Annotated in this window: 18 protein-coding genes and 1 pseudogene; 9 read left to right on the forward strand and 10 right to left on the reverse strand. The window is 29.7% G+C overall.

What is annotated here, in order from left to right:
• Positions 1-31: 31 nt before the first annotated feature.
• Positions 32-736, forward strand: coding sequence for a DUF4197 domain-containing protein (locus tag CHB63_RS16485; RefSeq protein WP_089379593.1), 705 nt, complete (start codon positions 32-34; stop codon positions 734-736).
• 166 nt (positions 737-902) lie between these two features.
• Here the strand turns inward: CHB63_RS16485 and CHB63_RS16490 are convergent, their stop codons facing one another.
• The 4 genes from CHB63_RS16490 to CHB63_RS16505 form a co-directional block, all read right to left on the reverse strand.
• The gene (locus tag CHB63_RS16490; protein WP_089379684.1) at positions 903-1709 is read right to left on the reverse strand and encodes an ABC transporter substrate-binding protein; all 807 of its coding nucleotides are present in this window, start codon (positions 1707-1709) and stop codon (positions 903-905) included.
• A 56-nt stretch (positions 1710-1765) separates the two neighbouring features.
• A complete protein-coding gene (locus tag CHB63_RS16495; RefSeq protein ID WP_089379594.1) occupies positions 1766-2224 on the reverse strand; it encodes an ankyrin repeat domain-containing protein in 459 nt (152 codons plus the stop codon).
• A gap of 128 nt (positions 2225-2352) precedes the next feature.
• On the reverse strand, positions 2353-3441 hold the full coding sequence (locus tag CHB63_RS16500; RefSeq protein WP_089379595.1) for a sensor histidine kinase: 1089 nt from the start codon (positions 3439-3441) through the stop codon (positions 2353-2355).
• Between the two features lie 4 nt (positions 3442-3445).
• Positions 3446-4213, reverse strand: a complete 768-nt coding sequence (locus CHB63_RS16505; RefSeq protein WP_245857059.1) for a LytR/AlgR family response regulator transcription factor — start codon at positions 4211-4213, stop codon at positions 3446-3448.
• Between the two features lie 400 nt (positions 4214-4613).
• Here CHB63_RS16505 and CHB63_RS16510 point away from each other — a divergent pair, with 400 nt between their 5' ends.
• Both CHB63_RS16510 and CHB63_RS16515 read left to right on the forward strand, forming a co-directional pair.
• On the forward strand, positions 4614-7817 hold the full coding sequence (locus CHB63_RS16510) for a SusC/RagA family TonB-linked outer membrane protein (protein ID WP_089379596.1): 3204 nt from the start codon (positions 4614-4616) through the stop codon (positions 7815-7817).
• 10 nt (positions 7818-7827) lie between these two features.
• The gene (locus tag CHB63_RS16515; RefSeq protein ID WP_089379597.1) at positions 7828-9315 is read left to right on the forward strand and encodes a RagB/SusD family nutrient uptake outer membrane protein; all 1488 of its coding nucleotides are present in this window, start codon (positions 7828-7830) and stop codon (positions 9313-9315) included.
• A gap of 604 nt (positions 9316-9919) precedes the next feature.
• On the opposite strand, the gene pyrF is transcribed toward CHB63_RS16515, so the two are convergent.
• Positions 9920-10735, reverse strand: a complete 816-nt coding sequence (gene pyrF, locus CHB63_RS16520; RefSeq protein ID WP_089379598.1) for an orotidine-5'-phosphate decarboxylase — start codon at positions 10733-10735, stop codon at positions 9920-9922.
• Positions 10736-10809: 74 nt separating this feature from the next.
• Here pyrF and CHB63_RS16525 point away from each other — a divergent pair, with 74 nt between their 5' ends.
• The 4 genes from CHB63_RS16525 (at position 10810) to CHB63_RS16540 (ending at position 13984) form a co-directional block, all read left to right on the forward strand.
• Positions 10810-11886, forward strand: a complete 1077-nt coding sequence (locus tag CHB63_RS16525; RefSeq protein WP_089379599.1) for an ABC transporter permease — start codon at positions 10810-10812, stop codon at positions 11884-11886.
• A gap of 125 nt (positions 11887-12011) precedes the next feature.
• On the forward strand, positions 12012-12770 hold the full coding sequence (tpiA, locus tag CHB63_RS16530; protein WP_089379600.1) for a triose-phosphate isomerase: 759 nt from the start codon (positions 12012-12014) through the stop codon (positions 12768-12770).
• 91 nt (positions 12771-12861) lie between these two features.
• Complete coding sequence (prmA, locus tag CHB63_RS16535; RefSeq protein WP_089379601.1) at positions 12862-13692, forward strand: 50S ribosomal protein L11 methyltransferase; 831 nt, start codon at positions 12862-12864, stop codon at positions 13690-13692.
• Between the two features lie 16 nt (positions 13693-13708).
• The gene (locus CHB63_RS16540; RefSeq protein ID WP_089379602.1) at positions 13709-13984 is read left to right on the forward strand and encodes an ATP-dependent Clp protease adaptor ClpS; all 276 of its coding nucleotides are present in this window, start codon (positions 13709-13711) and stop codon (positions 13982-13984) included.
• Positions 13985-14152: 168 nt separating this feature from the next.
• Here the strand turns inward: CHB63_RS16540 and CHB63_RS16545 are convergent, their stop codons facing one another.
• The 3 genes from CHB63_RS16545 to CHB63_RS16555 are packed head-to-tail and all read right to left on the reverse strand — an operon-like array spanning position 14153 to position 17669.
• Positions 14153-15694, reverse strand: a complete 1542-nt coding sequence (locus tag CHB63_RS16545) for an acyl-CoA carboxylase subunit beta (RefSeq protein ID WP_089379686.1) — start codon at positions 15692-15694, stop codon at positions 14153-14155.
• Between the two features lie 35 nt (positions 15695-15729).
• Positions 15730-17172, reverse strand: coding sequence for an acetyl-CoA carboxylase biotin carboxylase subunit (locus CHB63_RS16550; protein ID WP_089379603.1), 1443 nt, complete (start codon positions 17170-17172; stop codon positions 15730-15732).
• An 11-nt stretch (positions 17173-17183) separates the two neighbouring features.
• On the reverse strand, positions 17184-17669 hold the full coding sequence (locus CHB63_RS16555) for a biotin/lipoyl-containing protein (protein ID WP_089379604.1): 486 nt from the start codon (positions 17667-17669) through the stop codon (positions 17184-17186).
• 337 nt (positions 17670-18006) lie between these two features.
• Here CHB63_RS16555 and CHB63_RS16560 point away from each other — a divergent pair, with 337 nt between their 5' ends.
• Complete coding sequence (locus tag CHB63_RS16560) at positions 18007-18318, forward strand: isoamylase early set domain-containing protein (protein ID WP_089379605.1); 312 nt, start codon at positions 18007-18009, stop codon at positions 18316-18318.
• An 806-nt stretch (positions 18319-19124) separates the two neighbouring features.
• A pseudogene (locus CHB63_RS16570) lies at positions 19125-19421 on the forward strand (hypothetical protein); the annotation flags it as partial.
• 946 nt (positions 19422-20367) lie between these two features.
• Here CHB63_RS16570 and CHB63_RS16575 read toward each other — a convergent pair.
• A complete protein-coding gene (locus tag CHB63_RS16575; RefSeq protein ID WP_089379607.1) occupies positions 20368-21261 on the reverse strand; it encodes a carbohydrate kinase family protein in 894 nt (297 codons plus the stop codon).
• Positions 21261-23108, reverse strand: coding sequence for a glycoside hydrolase family 13 protein (locus CHB63_RS16580; protein ID WP_089379608.1), 1848 nt, complete (start codon positions 23106-23108; stop codon positions 21261-21263). Before CHB63_RS16580 ends, CHB63_RS16575 begins: the two co-directional genes overlap by 1 nt.
• Positions 23109-23112: the final 4 nt, after the last annotated feature.

Consider the following 23112-nt stretch of genomic DNA (forward strand, 5'->3'; position numbering starts at 1 on the left):
TATTATCTAAACTAAATTCAAAAATTAAACTATGAAAAAAAGAATCCTATTATTAGTTGTTGTATTTCAATTAACTTCTTGTTCAGAATTGCAGCAAGTTTTAAATCAGTTACCAAATGGAGTGATTACAAATGACCAAATAGCTGGTGGTTTAAAAGAAGCTTTAAATAACGGAATTACAAATCAAGTAACTAAACTTACAGTTGAAGATGGTTTCTTCAAAAATGAATTGACAAGAATTTTATTACCGGAAGAACTACAAAAAGTTGATAACACGTTACGTTCTATCGGTTTATCAAAATTGGCTGATGAAGGTTTAAAAGTATTAAATAGAGCAGCGGAAGATGCGGTTGGAGAAGCAATTCCAATTTTTGTTGATGCAATTAAAGAAATGTCTTTTACCGATGCAAAAAATATTTTATTAGGTGATAAAAATGCAGCAACCATATATTTACAAAATGCAACTTCAGAAGTATTGTATCAAAAATTTCATCCTATTATTAATAATTCATTTCAAAAAGTTGGTGCTGATAAAATTTGGAATGATTTAATTACAAAATACAACAGTATTCCTTTAACAAACAATGTAAATCCTGATTTAACGGATTATGTAACTGGAGAGGCTTTAAAAGGAGTTTTTACTATGGTAGAAGTTGAGGAAAAGGAAATAAGAGAAAAGGTAAGTAGTAGAACCTCAGATTTATTGAAGAAGGTATTTGCATTACAAGACAAATAGAATTTCTTAATAAGTTAAAAGCCTCTCAAATTTTTGAAAGGCTTTTAATTTTTTTTTCTCGTTATGCTGAACTTGTTTCAGCATCTCACCCATATTTTATGAGTTCAATATTATGTGAACCTGAAATAAATTCAGGTTGACGGGTTTTTTTGTTCTAACTTATTTTTTAAAAATGACTTTCCAATTTTTTATGTAATTCTTTAAAATAGTCAAAAGCTAAAAGCAATCTGGATCCGTGCCAACTAAACATTTCACCATCTCCAAAAACAGTTATGGAGCGATTTGTATAAGTTCCAATTTCCATAGCATGTTCATCTTTAAAGGGAAAAGGTTCTGACGATAAAATTATAACATCCGGATCGCCTTCATATCTAATTTTTTCAATTTCAACTTTTGGATAGCGACTCATGTTAGCATAAATATTTTCAAACTTATTAAGTTTTAACATTTCATTTATATAAGTGTCGTTTCCCGCAACCATCCAAGGTTTTGCCCAAATGAAATAAGCTGTTTTTCTTGAAGGTTTATCTTTTATAAAATGTTTAAAATCTACTAATTTAAATTCTATTTTATGAGCCAGATTATCGCTTTCTGTTCTTCTGTTTAAGATGGATCCCAACCTTAATATTAAATCTATAGAATCTTGAATTGAAATTACATCTGAAAAATAAGTTGGGGCAATTTTCTCTAATTCAGGAAGAAAATCATACGTGTTTTCTTCTTTATTGCACAGTATAAAATCTGGATTGAGTGCTTTTATTTTTTCAATATCTACTTTTTTGGTGCCTCCAACTATTGTTTTCGTAGATTTTAAATGATATGGATGTACACAAAATTTAGTGATGCCAACCAATTCATTTTCTAATGCTAATTCACATAATAATTCTGTTTGAGATGGAACCAAAGAGATGATTCTTTTTGGTACGGATTTTAAAGTAATTTCTCTTCCTAATTGATCTTTTATGATACTCATTCTTGCTTTTATCATATAAAAAATAAAAGTACCGAAACTATTTCAAATAGAGAAAATTAGTGTTTATTCTTTTTTAAAGCATTAAAAATTATATTATAAGATTCCGTAGCGTTTGAAAGTTTTGCCCATTTTAAAGCTGTATGTCCTTTATTGTCTTTTATTTTAAGATTAGCACCATTATCTATAAGTAATTTAACAATTTCTATTCTATTATGTCTTGCAGCATACATTAAAGGTGTTAATCTAATTGACTCTTCATTAATGTCAAACCCTTTTTTAATACATTTTTTAACAGCATCATAATTTCCAGCTTGGATCAATCTGCAAAATGTATTTAACTTATAAGGATTACTAAAATGAATGAATGAATTGTTTTTAATTGTTTTTTTAGAACTGGATTTAACCTTTTTTGTTGGTTGAGTATTTGAAATTATATTTAAAGTGTCATTGTCATTATTTGCATTAACTGTTGAACTAAGCAATAGGAAAATAAAAAAATAAATATAATTTCTCATGATAAACTTTTTCGGTTAGTTAAATGTATAATAGAAAGACGATTTTACTAAATTTATGTGACACAATTAACAGAATATTAACTGTGTTTTAACAAAAATAAATGATTTTATTCGAAAAAAAATACAATTTACTTTGTTGACATTAAAGGAATTACAATTTTTGTGACTACCCCTTCTTTATTTTTAAGGTTTTTCATAGAATATGAAAAGTGATTATTATAAAGTATTTTTAATCTATCAATAGTATTTTGTAATCCGTTGCTATATTTTATTCTTTTAGTTTTTATAGGAGCCCCGTTATTTTCAATTGTAAATATTATTTTATCATTTTTTTTAATAATTGAAAGTTGTATTTTTAAATTGGTAATATCGTAAGAATATCCATGTTTAATAGAGTTTTCTACTATAGGAAGCAAAATTAAACTAGGAATTAAAATATTATTTAACGACTCGTCATAATTTATATTAATTGTTAAATGGTCTGAAAAACGTAAGGTCATAATATCTAAATACCTTTTTGAAATTGAAATTTCTTCTTTTAAAGGAATTAAGTTGGTATCTTTTAAGTCTAACAAATCTCTTAATAAATCACCAAAATCAGCAACCGTATTTTGAGCAAGTTTTGTGTCGGTTTCAATAAGAGAAGAAATGCTGTTAAGTGTATTAAATAAAAAGTGAGGGTGAAGTTTGTATTTTAACACATTCATTTTGGCATTTGTAAGTTGATTTGCCAATTGAGATTTTTCTAATTCTATTTTCTTGGTTTTTTCAAAATAGTAAAAAGAATATACAATACTAATCATTGAAAAGTAAATAAGAAAGTTTAAATCCACCACAGATACGATACCTGCAAAATGACTTTTAATGTCTATTTCTGCGAGTGAGATTTGTCCGGTAATCAAATAAACAATAGAAGAAAAAAAGTAAATTGCAACACCTAAAAATAAAGAGAAAAAGAGATGAATAGAGATAATAAATTTCCATTTCATTTCTTGATTAATCATCATTTTGGTAGTAATTGCGATTAAACTCATAAAAAGGATTACAATCACCCAATCTAATAGAAAACCTTCCAGAATTATATCTTTCCATTCTGCATACTGATAGCTGTAACCATTAACCTTTAAATAAACTTTTTTTAAGAGGGAAATTATTGAGGTGATTGTATAAAATAGAATTAAAATTTTAAGTAATTTAATGTCAATGTTTTTTTTCATAATGTTATAATCCCATTTTTGTTAAAAACATTTTTTTATAACTTTTACTTACTCTAAATAATTTTTTGTCATTCATTTTAACATCAATTTCACCATAATTGGAATGAATTAATTCCCCAATTTCTTTTAAATTAATTATTGTAGATCTATGAATTCGTATGAATTTATTTGGGTCTAAAGATTCAATTAAATTACTTAACGATTCTCTTAATAAATGTTTTTTGTCATTTGTAATTATTTCGGCGTAATAGCCTGATGCTATAATATATTTGATGTCATTTAAATCAATGAAATAAACTTTATTTCCAAGTTTTATAGGTAGTTTTTGAGAATAATTACTTGTTTCAGTTATTTTTATATACTTAAGTAAATCATTAATTTTTTCATCAAAAGGATTGTAATTTTTATTATTTGTGAAGTTTATTATATTTTCAATTGATTTAAAAAAACGCTCATCTTTGTATGGTTTTAATAAGTAATCAAAAGCAAAAAAGTCGAATGCTTTAAGCGCGTATTCATTATATGCTGTTACGAAAACTACCAGAGGCTTTTTGTTTACGGTAATTTTTTGAAGTACATCAAATCCATTTAGATCTTTCATTTGAATATCTAAAAAAATCACATCAGGTTCATATTCATTTATGGCAGAAATTGCTTCTTTACCAGTCGAACACTCTCCAATTAATTCTAATTCAGGTACATCATTTACCAGATTAATTAGGCGCTGTCTTGCTAAAGCTTCATCATCAATTATTAGGGTGTTTATTTTCATAAAATAAGATAATATTGATGTTTAAATTGATAGAATTAATTACAAAATAAAGACTTAAATTATATTTAATGGACTGTTTAATGTTAATTTAAACCTAAAAAAGCAGGTTTAAAATCATAAAAACCGTTGTTCAAATCAATATTGGTATCTTTTAAATCTTTTTTTAGCAATTTGAAAAGTACTATATCTAGTTACTTTATAACCAAAATAGCCCATATATTGAAAATCATTAAAAAAAACCATTTCAAATGGGACGTGAAAAATGATTAATAATTAATAATGTTTTTCATACAGACTCTCATATATACTTACATCAAAATAGTGTCAACTCACTTCACTAGAAAGTTACAGCCTCAATTACCGTGATATATTAGCTTAATATTAATTTAAAATGAAATTCATGAATCGAGGTTACAAAATTTTAGTTTCTCTGATGCTTCTGTTGGGTACTTGTATAAGTATGTATGCACAAGAGAGAACAATATCAGGTACTGTAGTGTCTGATGAAACGGGTCCTTTACCTGGAGTTAACGTCATAATAAAAGGCACAACAAATGGTACCTTAACAGATTTTGACGGAAACTATACAGTAAAAGCTAATTTAGGAGATATTTTAATTTTTAGTTACGTTGGAATGATTCCTATCGAACGAACGGTTACAACTTCTAATGTAATTAACGTTGCTTTAAAAGTGGATAGTAATTTATTAGAAGAAGTCGTTATTGTAGCTTATGGATCTCAATCTAGAAATTCACTTACTGGATCTGTAAGTGTAATAGACCAAGAGCAAGTAGAAAATGCAACTTTCTCTAATCCTGTAAAAAGTTTAGAAGGTTTAGTTTCCGGATTGAGAGTAATTCAAGCTAGTGGTCAACCTGGTTCTGATCCTATAATTAGAATTAGAGGGTTTGGTTCTATAAATGCTGATAGTTCTCCACTTATTGTTTTAGATGGTGTTCCTTATTCCGGAAGTTTAAGCAGTATAAATCCTAAAGATATTGAGTCAACTTCTATTTTAAAAGATGCTTCTTCAACTTCTTTATATGGTAATAAAGCTTCTAATGGTGTTTTATTAATTACCACAAAAAAAGGTTCTAGTGGCACAACAAAAATAAGTATAGATAGTAGGTTTGGGACAACGCAGAGAGGTGCTAAGGAATATAACATTATCAAAACACCAGGTGAATTTTATGAATCTTATCATAGTGTATTAGCTAATTCTGAATTTTACGCGCAAAATGTTGCCGGAACTCCTATAACTATCCAGCAAGCTAGACAATTTGCATCTGATAATTTAATTGATCGATTAGGGAATTATAATTTATATGATGTTCCAAATAATCAATTAGTTGATCCTTCAACTGGAAAACTAAATAGCTCGGCAAATCTTTTAGTAAATGATAAATGGGAAGATGCTCTATTTAGAGATGCAGCTACTTTTAGTTCTAATAATTTTAGTCTTTCAGGAGGCTCAGATGATGTAACTTACTATTTATCATTAGGTACAGAGACTAATAATGGATATACTGTTCGAAGTAGTTTTAAAAGACATACAGCTCGTTTAAAAGCTAGTTCTGCTAAGATATTTAATGTACTAACATTAAGTGGTGATGTTTCATATGCAAAATCTAAAAGTCAAGCAGTTCCTGGTACTTTAACTATGGCTGGTGTTCCTACAACAAATTTTGCTAACGCTTTCTTTTGGAATAGAAGAATTGCTCCAATTTATCCTGTTTATCAATATGATGAGAATTGGAATCCCATTGAAGATCCTAATAATCCTGGTGGATTGGCTTACGACTTTGGTGCTCCGCAATTTTTCCCTGATGGAACCAGTAGAGGAGCAAGAAATTATGCTGTAGGAGAACACCCTCTTGCTGTAATTGAAAACACTATAGATGAGAATGTAAGAGATAATTTTAATGGTGGTTTAAGGGCTAAATTTGATTTGCTTTTTGGGTTCAAGTTTGAGTATGTTATGAACTATTTAACCCAAATAGATCAAGGAACTGATTTCACAAAGCCAGGTGCTGGAGCTTTTGCTGCAGCCCAAAATGGACTTTTAGAAAATAATAGAGATAATTTTTCTGCTTTCACAAATCAACAATTATTAACTTGGAAAAAAGATAATGATAGGCATAGCTTCGATGTACTTTTAGGACATGAAACCTATGAAGAAAAATTTACAACTCTATCTCTTTCAAAAAGAAATCTAATTGGAGATTTAAGCCCAATATTAGATAATACTGCTGTATATGCATCAGCTAGTAATTACAACACTAACTATACAACCGAGGGGTATTTTTCTAGGTTTATTTACGGGTTAGATAATACTTATTACTTAAATTTAACTGGCAGATATGATGCTTCTTCTGTTTTTCATCCAGACGAACGTTGGGGTGCATTTTGGTCTGCCGGTGCTTCATGGGTTATGAGTAATGAAGATTTCATGGAAGATTCTGAAATCATAGATTATGCAAAATTAGTCGCAAACTATGGTACTACTGGTAACGATAGAATATTTTATGAAGGTACTGTAGTTCGAAATCTTGTAGCTTACGAAAACCAATATATTATAGATGAAAATAATGGTGCATTAACACAAACATTATCGTTTTTAGGTAATGAAGATCTGACTTGGGAAAAGTCAGCCAGTCTTGATATTGCTTATGAAATGAGTTTATTTGATAACGTAAACCTTTCTTTAGGTTATTACAGAAAAAAATCTAATGACCTTTTATTTAATACTCCATTACCTATATCAACAGGGCAAGCTTCTAGACCAAAAAATTCAGGATCTATGGTTAATAGTGGAATTGAAACCGAAATTTCATGGAATGCTATAAAAAAGGAAAACATTAATGTTAATTTTTATGCAAACCTTTCTACACTTAATAATGAAATAACTGCACTGCCTGATGATAATGAACCAATACAAGTAGGTAATTATCGTAGAGAAGTAGGTAAAAGTATTTTTGATTACTATATGAGAAAATCGGCTGGTGTAAATCCTGAAAATGGTAATGCTCAATGGTACACAGAAGATGAAGCAACTGGTGAAGACATAATTACAGAAGACTTCTCTGAAGCTGATAGATATTTCCTTGGTAAACAAGCAATACCAGATATAACAGGAGGGTTTGGTGCTAATGTAAAAGTAGGTGATTTTTCATTAGGGCTACAGTTTGCATACCAAGTAGGAGGTTATGGTATTGATAATGAGTATTTTGGATTGCTGGGTGCTACTCAAAATGTTACCAATTTCGCAGATTATGATAAAACGTGGACTGTAGATAACCCTACAGCTAGTTTACCTAGAGTTGACCCTTTAAGTTCAAACCAATATAATATTTCGGATATTTATTTAGTAGACTTAAGTTACTTGAGTTTGAGTAATATTAACTTGGCTTACACGATTAATAATGAAGATATTAAAAAATACCACATCGATAATATCCGATTTTATGGAACTATAGGTAACGCATTTTTATTATATAGTGCAAGACAAGGTTATGACCCTCGTTTGAATTCGGTAGGATCGTCTTCTGCTGAATATGGTGCCAATAGAACTATTGCTTTTGGAGTAAATATAAATCTTAATTAAATAACTAATTATGAAACAAAATAAATTTTTAAATGTGCAATTAAGCAAATATTTTGTCTTTATCTTCTCAATAACATTTTTTATTTCTTGTGCTGATTTAGATCAAGATTTTGCAGAGGAAAGATACCATACCTCATCACATGCTACAGCAATTTCAGCTGCTGGTGGTACTCAAGGTCTTAAAGCGTTAGATGCTGCCATTTTATCTTATCTTAGAGATGGTGAAGCTTCTGAAGATGAATTCGGATTAAAAGCTGTGGATCTTGGTATGGATTTAAGAAGTAATGACATGGATATGAGTAGAAATACTTGGTTTGGTGCTTACAATAATTATGATAATGTAGGTTTAACCTATAATGATAATGATTTTCTTTGGGAGTTCTTTTATAAAGTTATTAATAATGCTAATGGAATAATAAATACTATACCTGATGATGCCCCTGAAGAAGTATTAGTTTTTAAATATAAATCTTATACTTATAGAGCCATAGCTTACTTCTATCTAATCAGAATTTATCAGCATACTAGAGCTGATGATTCAACAGATGCTATACCTATAGATTTTGGAGATTTTGTTGGAGAACCGAAATCTACTGTGGGTGAAGTAAAACAACTAATTCTTGATGATTTAACATTGGCTTATAATGGGTTGGAAACATATTCCAGAGCTTCAAAAGAAGAGATTGATGCTAGTGTAGTAGCGGCATACCTTGCCAGGTATCATTTAACTTATGAAAATTGGCTGGAAGCTGAAAATTTTGCAGACATTGCAATGAATGCAGGTAGCATAAGTGATGATGTTATTCACGGTTTTGACGAGCTTTCGTTATCAGAAGCTATATGGGGGGCTGTGGTTACAGATGCAACATCTGAAATATACGCTTCATTCTTTTCGCACATAAGCCAAATAAATGATGGGTATAGTGGTTGGAATCATTTCAAGACAGTAAATTCTAATTTGTATGATATGATACCAGCAACCGACAAAAGACTAGCTTGGTTTGCTGATCAGGAGTATCCTCCAGGAACAATATTAGTTCCGGGTACATGGGGGCATTATAATATAACACCAAAGTATACAAGTCTAAAATTTATAGCACAACCTGGACCTGGTGAATTTATTGGAGATTATATATACCTAAGGAATACAGAGTTTTACTTAGCTAAAGCAGAAGCTTTAGCTAGACAAGGCAAAGACGCTGAGGCTCAACAAGTATTATTTGATTTAAATACTGTTAGAGACCTTTCTTATGTAAAATCAACGAATACAGGTCAAGATTTAATTGATGAAATTCTAATCTATAGAAGAATTGAATTGTGGGGTGATGGTGTTGCTTCTTTTGATATGGCTAGAACTGGAGTAGGGTTAAATAGAAAAGATGGTAGATTAAACCTTGTAATGCCTGGTGCCGACCTTGAAATACCAGCATTTGGTGATAGGATGATTTATCAAATACCTCAAAGAGAAGTTGATGCTAATTCTAATTTTGACAATTAATTATTACAATAATATTTAGTTTATTTTCAAACTAAAAATTTTTACAAAACCAGAGAAATCTTTTTCTCTGGTTTTAATTCAGTTGTATTCTATCCCAAAATTTAATGTGTAATTGTTAAAGAGTCAAAGACCAATTTACTAAGAGGGTTGTCAACTTTTTTGAATATTTATTGTCAGAATTTTTGTTGCAAGTCCTTTATTGCTTTGCATTTGGAATATGGACAGTAAATCACAGCAACAGAAAGGTGTTGAGGATAGCTTACACTTAAAATAAAAGGCTTTGGATGGCCGGTCTATTAGCCAAATTAATAAAATAAACCCTACTTTCAATTTTTCTAATGCATAATTTGGGTTTAACTTTAAAAACAAAACTTAAAAAAATCGCCTAAAAATTACCTTTTTAGACGACCTCTTTTTTTTACTTCATAAAATAAGTAGTTCGTATCAAAATTATAAGTTGGACTTATATTTCTAGCTAGTTTAGATATCAAATTACAAAACTTTGTTTTCGATTATATAATTATTTGAATTAATTTATAAAATTGAAAAACAGCAATGTAATTGTTTGAATTATATAAGCCAAGGAGTCATTAACCTTGGCTTTTTATTTTGAAAGAATTTGTGCCATTTCTTGTTGTAATATATAAGCTGCTTTTTGAGCTGCTTTAACAAAGTTTTCATCATTGCCAGCATAAATAATTCCTCTTGAAGAATTAATTAGTAAGCCACATTCTTTAGTTAAACCGTATTTACAAACATCTTGTAAATTACCACCTTGTGCACCAACTCCAGGCACTAATAAAAAGTGATTTGGAACAATTTTTCTAATTTCTGCAAAGTATTCAGCTTTTGTAGCACCAACAACAAACATTAAATTTTCTGAATTTTTCCAAGTTAATGCAGTTTTTAAAACTTCCTTATATAACTCATTATTTCCAGTTTTTAATCCTTGAAAATCTAAACCTCCTTTATTAGATGTTAAAGCTAATAAAATGGTTGTTTTATTTTCAAATGCTAAAAATGGTTCAACGGAATCACTTCCCATATAAGGAGCAACAGTTATAGAATCAAAATTTAAATCTTCAAAAAAAGCTTTTGCATACATAGATGAAGTATTTCCAATATCACCACGTTTTGCATCGGCAATGGTAAAGATTTCAGGATAATTTTCATTTATATAATTAATGGTTTTTTCCAAGGCTTTCCAACCTTTTAAGCCATAAGCTTCGTAAAAAGCCGTATTTGGTTTAAATGCAACTGCTAAATGATGTGTAGCGTCAATAATTTGTTTGTTAAACTCAAAAATCGGATCTTCTTCTGTTAATAAATGCGTTGGAATTTTTGCTAAATCTACATCTAAACCAATGCATAAAAATGATTTTTTTTGTTGAATTTGAGTAATTAGTTCTTGTTTGTTCATGTTTTCAAATAAAGAATTACGCAAAAGTAGTAATTTTAATAGTTTAAGTTATATTTGTTTTCAAATTATCAATATTGTTTAGCTATATAATTAATAAAATATTTTACGGGTTATTAACGCTTTTTGGCGTGGTAACAGTTATTTTCTTTTTATTTAATATATTACCTGGTGATCCCGCTAGAATGATGTTAGATCAGCGAGAGGATAGTGAGCAGTTAGAGAATATTAGAAAAAAATATGGATTTGATCAGTCAATTTCAACTCAGTATTTGTATTATTTAAACGATTTATCTCCAGTTTCTATTCATAGTAAAAGGCCAGATAATTACACTTATTTAAGTAAGGACAAATATGCATACACAAGTTTGTTTTCTACTAATAATAAAGAGTTGGTTCTTAAATATCCTTATTTAAGAAAGTCATTTCAAAAAAATGATAAAGATGTATCTGAAATTATATCAGAAACTATGCCCAATACAGCTATTTTAGCTGTTTCAGCTATTACAATTGCTATTATTATTGGTGTTTTTTTTGGGGTTATTTCAGCGTTGTATAAAGATACTTTTTTCGATAGAATAATTTCCATAATTAGCACTTTAGGAATGAGTGTTCCATCATTTTTCTCTGCTATTTTATTTGCGTGGTTATTTGGTTTTGTACTACATAAATACACGAATTTAAATATGACTGGTAGCCTATATGAAGTTGATGATTTTGGTGAGGAAATTTACATTCAATGGAAAAACTTATTATTACCGTCAATAGTATTGGGTATTAGACCTTTAGCGGTTGTGATTCAACTTACAAGAAATTCATTGTTAGAAGTTCTAAATCAAGACTATATAAGAACGGCAAGAGCAAAAGGACTTTCTACCTTTAAGGTAATTAAAACGCATGCCTTAAAAAACTCTTTAAATCCAGTTGTCACAGCTATATCCGGCTGGTTTGCATCTATGTTGGCGGGTGCAGTTTTTGTTGAATACATTTTTAATTGGAATGGCTTAGGGAAAGAAATTGTAAATGCTTTAAACTCTTTAGATTTACCAGTAATTATGGGCAGTGTTTTAATAATTGCTTCTATGTTTATTTTAATTAATATTTTAGTTGATGTTATTTATGGTCTTTTAGATCCAAGAATACGTTTAAAATAAAGATTTTAAGTTGTTTATGCATCGAAAACGATTGCGGAAACATTCCATTTTTTACGATGTTTTTAAAGCATAATAATGTATTTTTGTGATGTTAAAAAGATAGATTAAAAGTAAAATAATATACCATGAGAAAACAAATAGTTGCAGGTAACTGGAAAATGAATAATGATTTAGATGCGTCTAAATCTTTAGTAAAAAAAATTGCTAAAGGAATTAAGAAGGAGAAACTTAAAAAAACAAGAGTAATTGTTGCCCCAACATTTGTTAGTTTGGCAAAAGTTGCTGATAAAGCAAAAGGAACAAAAGTAGAGGTAGCTGCTCAAAATATGCATTTTGAAAAAAGTGGAGCTTTTACAGGTGAAATTTCAGCAGATATGTTGAAGTCAGTTGGAGTAGAAATTGTTATTTTAGGTCACTCTGAAAGAAGAGAATATTTTGGTGAAACAGATGAAATATTAGCAAAAAAAGTAGATACTGCTTTGGCGAATAAAATGGAAGTTATTTTCTGTTTTGGAGAAGTTTTAGAAGATAGAAAATCTGAGAATCATTTTAAAGTTGTTGAAAGTCAAATTAAAAATGGATTGTTTCATTTAGAAGCAAATGCTTGGAAAAATATTGTATTAGCTTACGAACCAGTTTGGGCAATTGGAACTGGAGAAACTGCTTCACCAGAACAAGCTCAAGAAATGCATGCTTTTATTCGTAAAATAGTTGCTGATAAATACAATGCTGAAGTTGCCGAAAATGTTTCAATTTTATATGGAGGAAGTGTTAAACCTTCAAATGCCAAAGAAATTTTTTCAAAAGAAGATGTTGATGGAGGATTAATTGGTGGGGCTGCTTTAAATGCTGATGATTTTTTAGCATTGGTAAAATCATTCTAAGTAAAATTTAAATTACTTATAAAATTTAAGATACGGTTTTCTTTCAATTTGAAAGGAAACCGTATTTTTGCATTTGGAAATAATTGTACACATGATAAAATATATTGGTTATACATTTAAAGTAGCTCCTAAAGAACCAGCAACAGAAATTTTGATTGCACAATTGGGCTTTGCAGGCTTTGAGAGCTTTGTGGAAAATGAAGATGGAGTTACAGCATATATTCAAGAAGACGATTGGAATTCAACTATGTTAGACGATATTCAAATTTTAAACTCAAATGAGTTTGAAATTTCTTATAAAGAAGAAGTTATAGAACAGACTAACTGGAATAGCGAATGGGAAAAGAATTTCAATCCTATTCAAGTGGATAATTTGGTTAGTATTAGAGCACCATTTCACGAAAATCCAAATTTAAAATACGATATTGTTATTGAGCCAAAAATGAGTTTTGGTACGGGACATCATGAAACTACCCATATGATGGTTCAGCAATTATTAGAACTTGATTTAACGGATAAAAAAGTTTTAGATATGGGTTGTGGAACTGGAATTTTAGCAATTTTTGCTGAAATGAAAGGCGCAAAACTAATTGATGCAATTGATATTGATAATTGGTGTTATTTAAATTCTGTTGAAAATGTAGAACGTAATAATTGCAGTAATATTTCCGTATTTGAAGGCGATGCTTCGTTATTATTAAATAAAAAATATGATGTAATTATAGCCAATATAAATAGAAATATTTTGTTGAATGATATGCAAGCCTATATGAATTGTTTAAATGAAGAAGGAACTATTTTATTTAGCGGTTTTTATCAAGAGGATATTCCAATTATTGATGCGGAAGTATCTAAATATGGATTAAAAATTGATAAAATATTTGAACGAAATAATTGGGTTTCATTGCGATATAAAAAATAATTTTTACATTAGCAAAATGAGTACAAAAAAGAAAATACAAGAAGAAGTTGATACATTAGAAAAAGAAACCAATCAAAATGAGATTGTTTTATTTAATGATGATGTAAATACGTTTGACCATGTAATTGATTCTTTGGTTGAAATTTGTGACCATACTTTGGAGCAGGCTGAGCAATGTGCTATTCTTGTGCATTATAAAGGGAAATGTACCGTTAAAACAGGTGAGTATAATGATTTAAAGCCAAGATGTTCTAGTCTGTTAACTAAAGGATTATCGGCTGAGATAGTATAAAAAAAGTCAATATCATAAATATTGACTTTTCCAAAGAGTTACGTTAATCAAAGAACATTAATAACTATTTATAAAAAAAGAAAATAACTCTTTAATAGTTTGACGTAATAAACTTAGAATAATTACAAAAATTCCAAATCTAATCTAGATTTTTCAGAATATAAAAAACTATAAAGGAATGTTTCCATGTTTTCTTTTAGGTCTGTTAATTTCTTTTCCTTCAAGCATTTGAAAAGCTTTTATTAATTTTCTTCTGGTGTTTTTAGGGTAAATAACTTCATCTATAAACCCACGTCTGGCAGCTCTATACGGATCTGCAAATTTGCTCGCATAATCGGCTTCTTTTTCTTTTAACTTTTCTTCTGGGTTTTTAGCTTCGGCAATTTCTTTTTTAAAAATAATTTCTACAGCACCTTTAGGACCCATAACTGCTATTTCGGCAGTTGGCCAAGCAAAATTCATATCTGCTCCAATGTGTTTTGAGTTCATTACATCATAGGCGCCACCGTAGGCTTTACGTGTAATTACGGTTATTTTTGGTACTGTAGCTTCACTTAGTGCGTATAATAATTTTGCTCCATTTTTAATAATTCCATTCCATTCCTGATCAGTTCCAGGCAAGAAACCGGGAACATCTACTAAAACAAGTAAAGGGATATTAAAGCAATCACAAAAGCGGGTAAAACGGGCCGCTTTAATAGAGCTATTTGAATCTAAACAACCGGCAAGTTGCATAGGTTGGTTGGCAATGATACCAATACTTCTTCCGGCTAACCTTCCAAAACCAACAATAATATTTTCAGCATAATTTTTATGAATTTCAAAGAAAGATTCTTCGTCGATAATACCCTCAATAATGGTATGCATATCATATGGTTTATGAGTGTCCTCTGGAATTAGATTAATTAATTGTGGACGTAATTCTTCACCTAATTCATATGGAATTTTTTTAGTAGTTTCTCTATTGTTTTGAGGGATGTAGCTCAATAATTTCTTAAGATCCTCTAAACATTGTATGTCATTTGCAGAGGTTATATGTGTTACACCAGATTTTGTTGAATGTGCATTAGCGCCTCCTAATTCTTCGGCGGTTACTTCTTCATTGGTTACTGTTTTAACTACGTTTGGACCTGTAACAAACATATAACTAGTGTCTTCAACCATTAAAGTGAAGTCGGTCATTGCAGGTGAGTAAACAGCTCCACCAGCGCAAGGACCCATAATTGCAGAAAGTTGTGGGATAACTCCAGACGCTTGCACATTTCTATGGAAAATATCCGCATATCCTCCAAGAGATTTAACTCCTTCCTGAATTCTAGCGCCACCCGAATCATTCAATCCAATTACTGGAGCACCAACCTTAACAGCCTGATCCATTATTTTACAAATTTTTTCAGCATGGGTTTCAGATAAAGCACCGCCAAAAACGGTAAAATCCTGAGCAAAAATATATATTAATCTTCCATTAATGGTTCCATAACCAGTTACAACACCATCACCAAAAAAGAGTTGGTTTTCCATTCCAAAATCAGTTGCACGGTGTGTTACCAAAACTCCCATTTCTTCAAATGAACCTTCATCTAATAAATATTCTATGCGTTCACGAGCAGTTAATTTTTTCTTGGCATGTTGTTTTTTAATACGGTTTTCTCCGCCACCTAATAGTGCTAATGCCACTCTTTTATCCAATTTTGCAATTTTTGAATTCATTTTATTTTCCATTCGATTAAAATAATTATAGGCGATTAATTAAGGGGAATTCTAAGTTGTTTCTGATCTTCAAGATAAATTTTCAATGCAATTAGGGCTGCTAACTTTGCTTCTTCATTTAATTTAGTTTGAAGTTTTTTAGGTGAGTAATAATTTTTCACAAAGTGCGTATCAAAATTACCAGTCCTAAATGCTTCGTGTTCACAAACAAATTTTCCAAAAGGTAATGTTGTAAATACACCTTCAATTTTATAGTTATCAATAGCTTCAATCATTAATTGAATGGCTTCTTCACGGGTTTTTCCATAAGTAATTAACTTTGATAACATTGGATCATAATATATTGGGATATCCATTCCTTCTTCAAAACCATTATCAACTCTTATTCCATCACCAACAGGAATTTTATAGGTATTTAAAGTGCCAACACTTGGTAAAAAATCATCCATTGAATTTTCGGCATAAACACGAAGTTCTAAAGCATGTCCATTAATTTTTAAATCTTCTTGTTTGATGTCCATTTTTTCTCCTCGGGCAATTTTTATTTGTAGTTCAACCAAATCTAATCCAGTAATTAGTTCAGTAACTGGATGTTCAACTTGTAAGCGCGTATTCATTTCTAAAAAGTAGAAATTTAGGCTGCTATCAACTAAAAACTCTACAGTACCAGCACCTAAATAATCACAGGATTTCGCAACCATGATAGCAGCTTGGCCCATTTTTTCTCTTAATTCTGGAGTTAAAATACAAGATGGAGCCTCTTCTATAACTTTTTGATGACGACGTTGAATGCTACATTCTCTTTCAAAAAAATGTACGACATTACCATGGCTGTCAGCAAATACCTGAATTTCAATATGTCTAGGTGATGTTATATATTTTTCAATAAAAACAGATCCATCTCCAAATGCTGCTGTTGCCTCACTTATAGCACGAGACATCTGTTCTTCAATAGCAGATTCTTTTTCAACAATTCTCATGCCTTTTCCACCTCCACCAGCCGCAGCTTTAATTAAAATGGGAAAACCTATTTGATGAGCTAATTCTGAGGCTTCTAAAGGGTTTGAAATCGCTCTATCTATTCCAGGAACCATTGGAATGTTGTAATCTTTTACAGCATCTTTAGCGGCTAATTTATTTCCCATCATACTTATGGCCTTTGATCTTGGTCCAATAAAAATTATATTGTTTTTTTCGCATAATTCAGCAAAACTTGCATTTTCACTTAAGAAACCATAGCCAGGATGAATTGCATCGGCATTTAATTCTTTAGCTACTTTAACTATTTTACTACCTAACAAATAAGATTTAGTTGAAGGAGCTTCACCTATGCATACTGACTCGTCTGCGAATCTAACATGTGGTGAATTTCTATCCGCTTCCGAATATACTGCAACGGTTTTAATTCCCATTTTACGAGCAGTTTTCATTACTCTAATGGCAATTTCACCTCTGTTTGCTATCAATATTTTTTTCATATTCACTTATTTTAGCCCATTTCAACCATTAATTCACCTTTTTCTACAGTAGCGCCTTGTTTAATATTTATGGATTTTATTTTTCCATCTTTTGGAGCGGCAATTATATTTTCCATTTTCATTGCTTCTAAAATCAATAATGATTGACCTTCAACAACTTCTTGTCCCTCTTTTACATTTACGCTTAAAATTAATCCAGGCATAGGGGCTTTAATATCATTTTCTTTTTTTGAAGTACTCACAGAGAATCCCATTTTTTTTATGAGAAGGTCAAGTTGAGTTTCAATTTTTACAATGTATTGGTTTGAATTAATTTTTAATTCATATTCTTTATTATTGAAATCAGTTTGCTCGAGTACTACATTAAAAGATTTGTTGTTTTTAATTACGTGAAATTTTGTTGGAGATAACTTAATTAGGTTCAAAATTTCGTGGTCTGAAATTTTTAAGTTGTATTCGAATGATTCATTAACTTTTACTTTAAAATATTTTTCCATAATGGTTAAAATTATTTTTGTAGTTCAAAAGGTTCTGAATAGTAAAGTTTTAAATATTTTAGAAGAATATATATGACATAAATCATTATTCTCAATAAATTTTTAAAAATGAAATATATTCTATTAAGATAAAGAATAATTTAAAAAAGGCAGAGGATAGTTGATTAGGTTAATATACTTTAAATTTTAAAGAGAGTCATATTTGTTTAATATTAACCTAAATTAGATAACTTTACTAATATGAGTTAATATAGATTATATATATGGAAATAGAGTTGTATAATATTAACCCAAACTAATTTAATTTTGTACTATTAATTTAAATATATAGATTATTATGAGTTTAAAAAAGCAATATTTGAAAAGCAAGCCAGTTTGTAAAGTTACATTTTTAATGAAAAAGGATGATTCTTTTGGAGCTGGAAGAGTTGATTTGTTGGGAGAATTCAATAATTGGAATACTGCAGAGCCAATTAGTATGAAAAAGTTAAAAAATGGATCTTTTAAAGTGACAATTGATTTGCCAGCTGAAAAAGAATTCCAATTCAAATATTTATTAGATGGAGAAAAGTGGGTAAATGATGCGGGTGCTGATAAATATGTTGGAAGCGGATTAGGAACAGAAGAAAATTCAGTGGTATTATTATAATATTTTTGTTAAAATAGTTAACTGTAAAACATAAAAAAAGAGAATTTAAAGTTTAAATTCTCTTTTTTTTTACTACTAACTAAAAAAATCAAAAACATTACTTATTTCAGGTAAGTAATGAAATATAGGTCAAATGTATTGCTAATCTTTAGTTATTATTATGACTTTTATCAGGATTTTGAAAAAAAATATAAAATTTTTATTTAGTAAAATTAAAAATGCAATTATCTAAAATAAGATAATTGCATTTTTTTTGTGACCTCGACTGGATTCAAACTCTTTAGAGTTTTCCTATTAGTTTAAGGGCTTGGCGATACCTTGTATTTTTATGTTGACCGATTTGTTGACTTAAGCATTAATACCCATTAATCGATTTTAGGTTTCAATCTTAACTCAAATATACAATTTTTAGCCCTATAAACAGTATCAAAAAAACATCAAATATTATGATACGTTTTGTAAATAATCTGTTACAATTTCAATGTTGATTCGACTATATTCTGCGCATTCTTCTGAAGTAATAAATTGATGTGGCTCTTTTCCAAAATGTTCTTTTATTACATTGAGTAATTTACGTCCATAGCGTTCACTTCTGCCAGTGATGCACTGAATGTCTTTTGGATATATACAAGCTCTTATTATTTTCATTTGATACACTATCCATACTTTATCCTACCAGTATCTATACTTTATCTATATGCGATAATTCGGAACAAAAAGTTTGTTTCGGAATGGTTGGATGTTGATTTTTTAAATTCTATTTAAAGATACTTTCATTTGTTGAGAATTAAAAATTATAAATAATTATGGCTAGACAAAATGGTATTATTAAACTAAAAGGAACTATTGGAGGTATTTCTTTTTACAAAACTGCAGATGGACATCTTGCTCGCGAAAAAGGCGGTGTGGATAAATCCAGAATTGCAAACGATCCTGCGTTTCAAAGAACACGTGAAAACGGTGTTGAATTTAGAACTGCTGGTAAAGGTGGGAAATTAGTTAGAAATGCAATTCGTATTCTTTTGCAAAATGCAAAAGATAAAAGAGTGGTTAATAGATTAACTACTGAACTTTTGAAAATTGTAATAACTGATACCACAAATTAATCTACTAAAAGAATGCTTCTTTCGCAGGTAATCGAGAATAAAAATGCGATAGCATTTAGTTGAGCCGCCTAGCGAGTTGAGCGAGGGTGTTGGGGCATAAGTACGTGCAACAACTACGTGGTACACGCAAGGTTGGCGGAGTTTTTGAGGCGGCTGGAAAGGCAAGGGCAATTTATGTAGTGGTTATTCTTTACTTTATGTTCATTTTGCCTTGATGCAAAATGAACATAAAAATCAAGACTTATTAAAATAGCTTTGAATACTTCGTTATCTTACTTTCAAACCCAGACCGCTACGCTCTTTGGGTCGCTCAGACGTTTCAACAACTTGTTTTACTACAGCAATTTTATAGGTCGTTTTGGTGAGTTGGGTTATAAAGAAAATGTTGTTTTGAAAGTATAATTTAAACGGAATATATTGCTCTTGTTCGCGTTTGCAATATGTAATAAATCCGCTATTGTTTACTTTAATTATACTGAATTAATTTACATTAAATAAACATTCATAAGAACCCCTCTTTCATGAGGAAAGGCAGTTTATTTTATATGCAAAATGGCTGCTATCAAAAACTGTGACACCCTTTTTTTTAGCCCGAAGTGAGCAGCAGGCGAGCCAAAATTGTGTAATAGCCGGTTTGCCCCTAATAATTATGAATTTATACTTAAATGGATTTTAGGGGCAAAAGACTGCTATGCGTGAGCAATATGTGTATTGTGTGTAGTAAAATAAATAAATTGTGCTAAATGAGGACTGTGGACGATTAGTGTAATTATATTTTATGGAACAAAATGGAGCATATTGTGAACACCTTATTACCTGCATGGATGTTTGTGCTTTGTTCTATAGTTTCTTATGGAAACGGATTTCAAAAGGTTTTAATAAATTTAAATTTTTTCTTACTCTATAGGCTTTCAGATATCTTATTATTTTAACCAACTACTTTTTATGCAGTAAAATATTTTTGATGCTCTTTTTCAACTTTAAATTCGCTTAAATTTTTATTTGTAATAAATTCTGATTGAATACATAATCCAGCAGTAATTGTACCAAATTGCATACACTTCTTAATTGAGTATCCTTTTGAAAAACCATATAAAAAACCTAAAAAGAAAGAATCACCTGCACCATTTGTATTTTTCATTTTATAAGCATCTATTATTGGAACTTCAATCCATTTTCTTTCCTTGGTAAAAGCTGTTGCACCTCCTTTACCGTGTGTGCAAACTACTATTTTTTTCCCATTATTTATTTGTGCAATCATAAATTCTCTATAATTTTTCAGATTATCTGAACTTAAAAAAATATAATCTGACTCATTTATAAAATCTTGATGGTATTTATTTTTACCATCATAATCGTGTAAATCAGTCCAAATTTCTTTTTTAAGTAGTTTACATAATGGTAGTATGTATCTACAATAATTAGCAATATTTATTATAATATAATCTGAAGCAACAAGCTGGTCTTTAAATTTTGTATAATCAATATTAGGCACATCAGAACTTGGATTTGTAAATATTGAAATTCTCTCACCATTTCTATTCATTATATTTAAATGTCTTTCAGTTCCCAACGGGTCTGCATCATTTATAAAATTTAGGTTTGGTTCTTGTAGAAAAGAACTTACCTTTTCTCCAAAAGAATCATTTCCTATTAAAGCGTGAAATGTAGTGTCAAAACCGAGTTTAGCTGATGTAAGTGCTTTGCCAGCACCTGTATTACCAATAGTCTCATTAAAATGACAATTATGAATTGTCGTAGGTACTGGTTGTGGAAATTCATCTAAGGTAATTACCGAATTGTAAGATGCACCTCCCATTATAAATATATTTTTCATTATCTCTGTAATTTTATAATTAATGCTGAGTTTTCTTTTAGATTTACTTTCTTCAAAGAAGAAAAATGAGTGTTTGTAATAATATCCTTGCCCTTTGAATAACCTCTTAAAGATTCATTGAAGCGTTCTAAACTAAATTCATCAACTTTAAAATTGTTATTATTAATAATTATCATAGTGCTTTCTGTTTTTGTATATCTAAAATATACATATATATTTTTCAATGGTTGATAATGTTTTAATTTACCCTCATGAATTTCTTTAGCATTTTTTCTCCAATTTAATATTGTATTTACATAGTTATATGCGTCGTTTTCTAATTTGGTTCTTCCATTCTTTGAAAAGGCATTTTTTGTATCGGTATCCCAACCACCTGGAAAATCTTTTCTTAATATACCGTCTGGTTTATCTCCTTTAAAAAGTATTTCATCACCATAATACAATTGAGGAATGCCTCTAGTAGTTAAAATGAAAGCCATACTTAATTTAAGTTTTGAAATATCTTCATTTAATAAGGTAAATAATCTTGCAACGTCATGGTTACCATTGAAAATTTTATTATTATAAGGGTTTCCATAAATAAAATCATCAGCTAATGTCTCGTAAAGTTTATAAACATCTCCTTCGTTCCCGAATGCTTCAAGCATTGCATAATATATCGGGTAATCACTCACACTCATTAAGTGAGGGTTATACCCATCAGCATTAGGTGTGTTTCTATTCCAATAGGAGAGGGATGAAGATTTAGACACCCAAGTTTCAGCTACAACAAAAAGATTCGGATATTCTAACTTTAGCCGCTGTGTCCATTGAGCCATTACATTTTTATTTGGGTAAGGATATGTGTCCATACGGATACCATCTAAATTAGCAAACTCTACCCACCAGATTGAATTTTGAATTAAATAGGTTGCTAAAAACGTATTATCTAAATTTAAATCCGGTAAATTACTATCAAACCAACCTCTTGTTAGTAAGTCATAATCGCTTTGCGAAACATGAGGATCAGAAGCTACTATATTTGTGAAATTACTTCTAGTAAATTTATCCCATTGATTTAACCAATCTTTTGAAGGTAAATCATTCATCCACCAATGTCCAGTACCACAGTGATTGAAAACTTGATCCATAATAACTTTCATCCCTTTATTGTGGCTTAGAACTACTAAATCACTAAAATCTTTATTGGTTCCAAATCTTGAATCAGTTTTATAAAAATCTGATATTCCGTAACCATGATAAGAATATTTAGGTTGATTATTTTCTAAAAAAGGATTTAACCATAATGTAGTAATACCTAAGTTTTGAATATAGTCTAAATGATTTATAACACCTTGTAGATCCCCACCATGTCTACCATCAATATTTTTACGGTTTACCTTTTCTAAGGTATCATCAGTTGAATCATTTTTAGTGTTTCCGTTAGCAAAACGATCTGGAGTAATTAAATAAATTACATCTGACGGATCTATTAATTGCTTCTTGTTATTTTTTATACGTTTGTTTTTTAATTTATAATTATACTTTAAAACATTGCCATTTGCATTTTCAAATTGAATATTTAATGTTCCGCTTTTTGCTTTTTTTTCTATTGTTAAATCTATAAAAAGATAATTTGGACTCGTTAAAGTTGAAACGCTTTGAATAGTAACTCCAGGATAATTAATTACGGGTTTTGTTAGACTTATATTTTTACCATATACTAATAATTGCAAATCCGTATTTTCCATACCCACCCACCAGAAAGGTGGTTCTACTTTTTTCAAAGAGATATTTTGAGCATTACAAATTAAATTAGGAATGACTATTAAACCTAAAAGGAAAACGTTTTTAATTAATTTATTCATTTTA

Source organism: Lutibacter flavus (assembly GCF_900188355.1).
Lineage (GTDB): Bacteria > Bacteroidota > Bacteroidia > Flavobacteriales > Flavobacteriaceae > Lutibacter > Lutibacter flavus.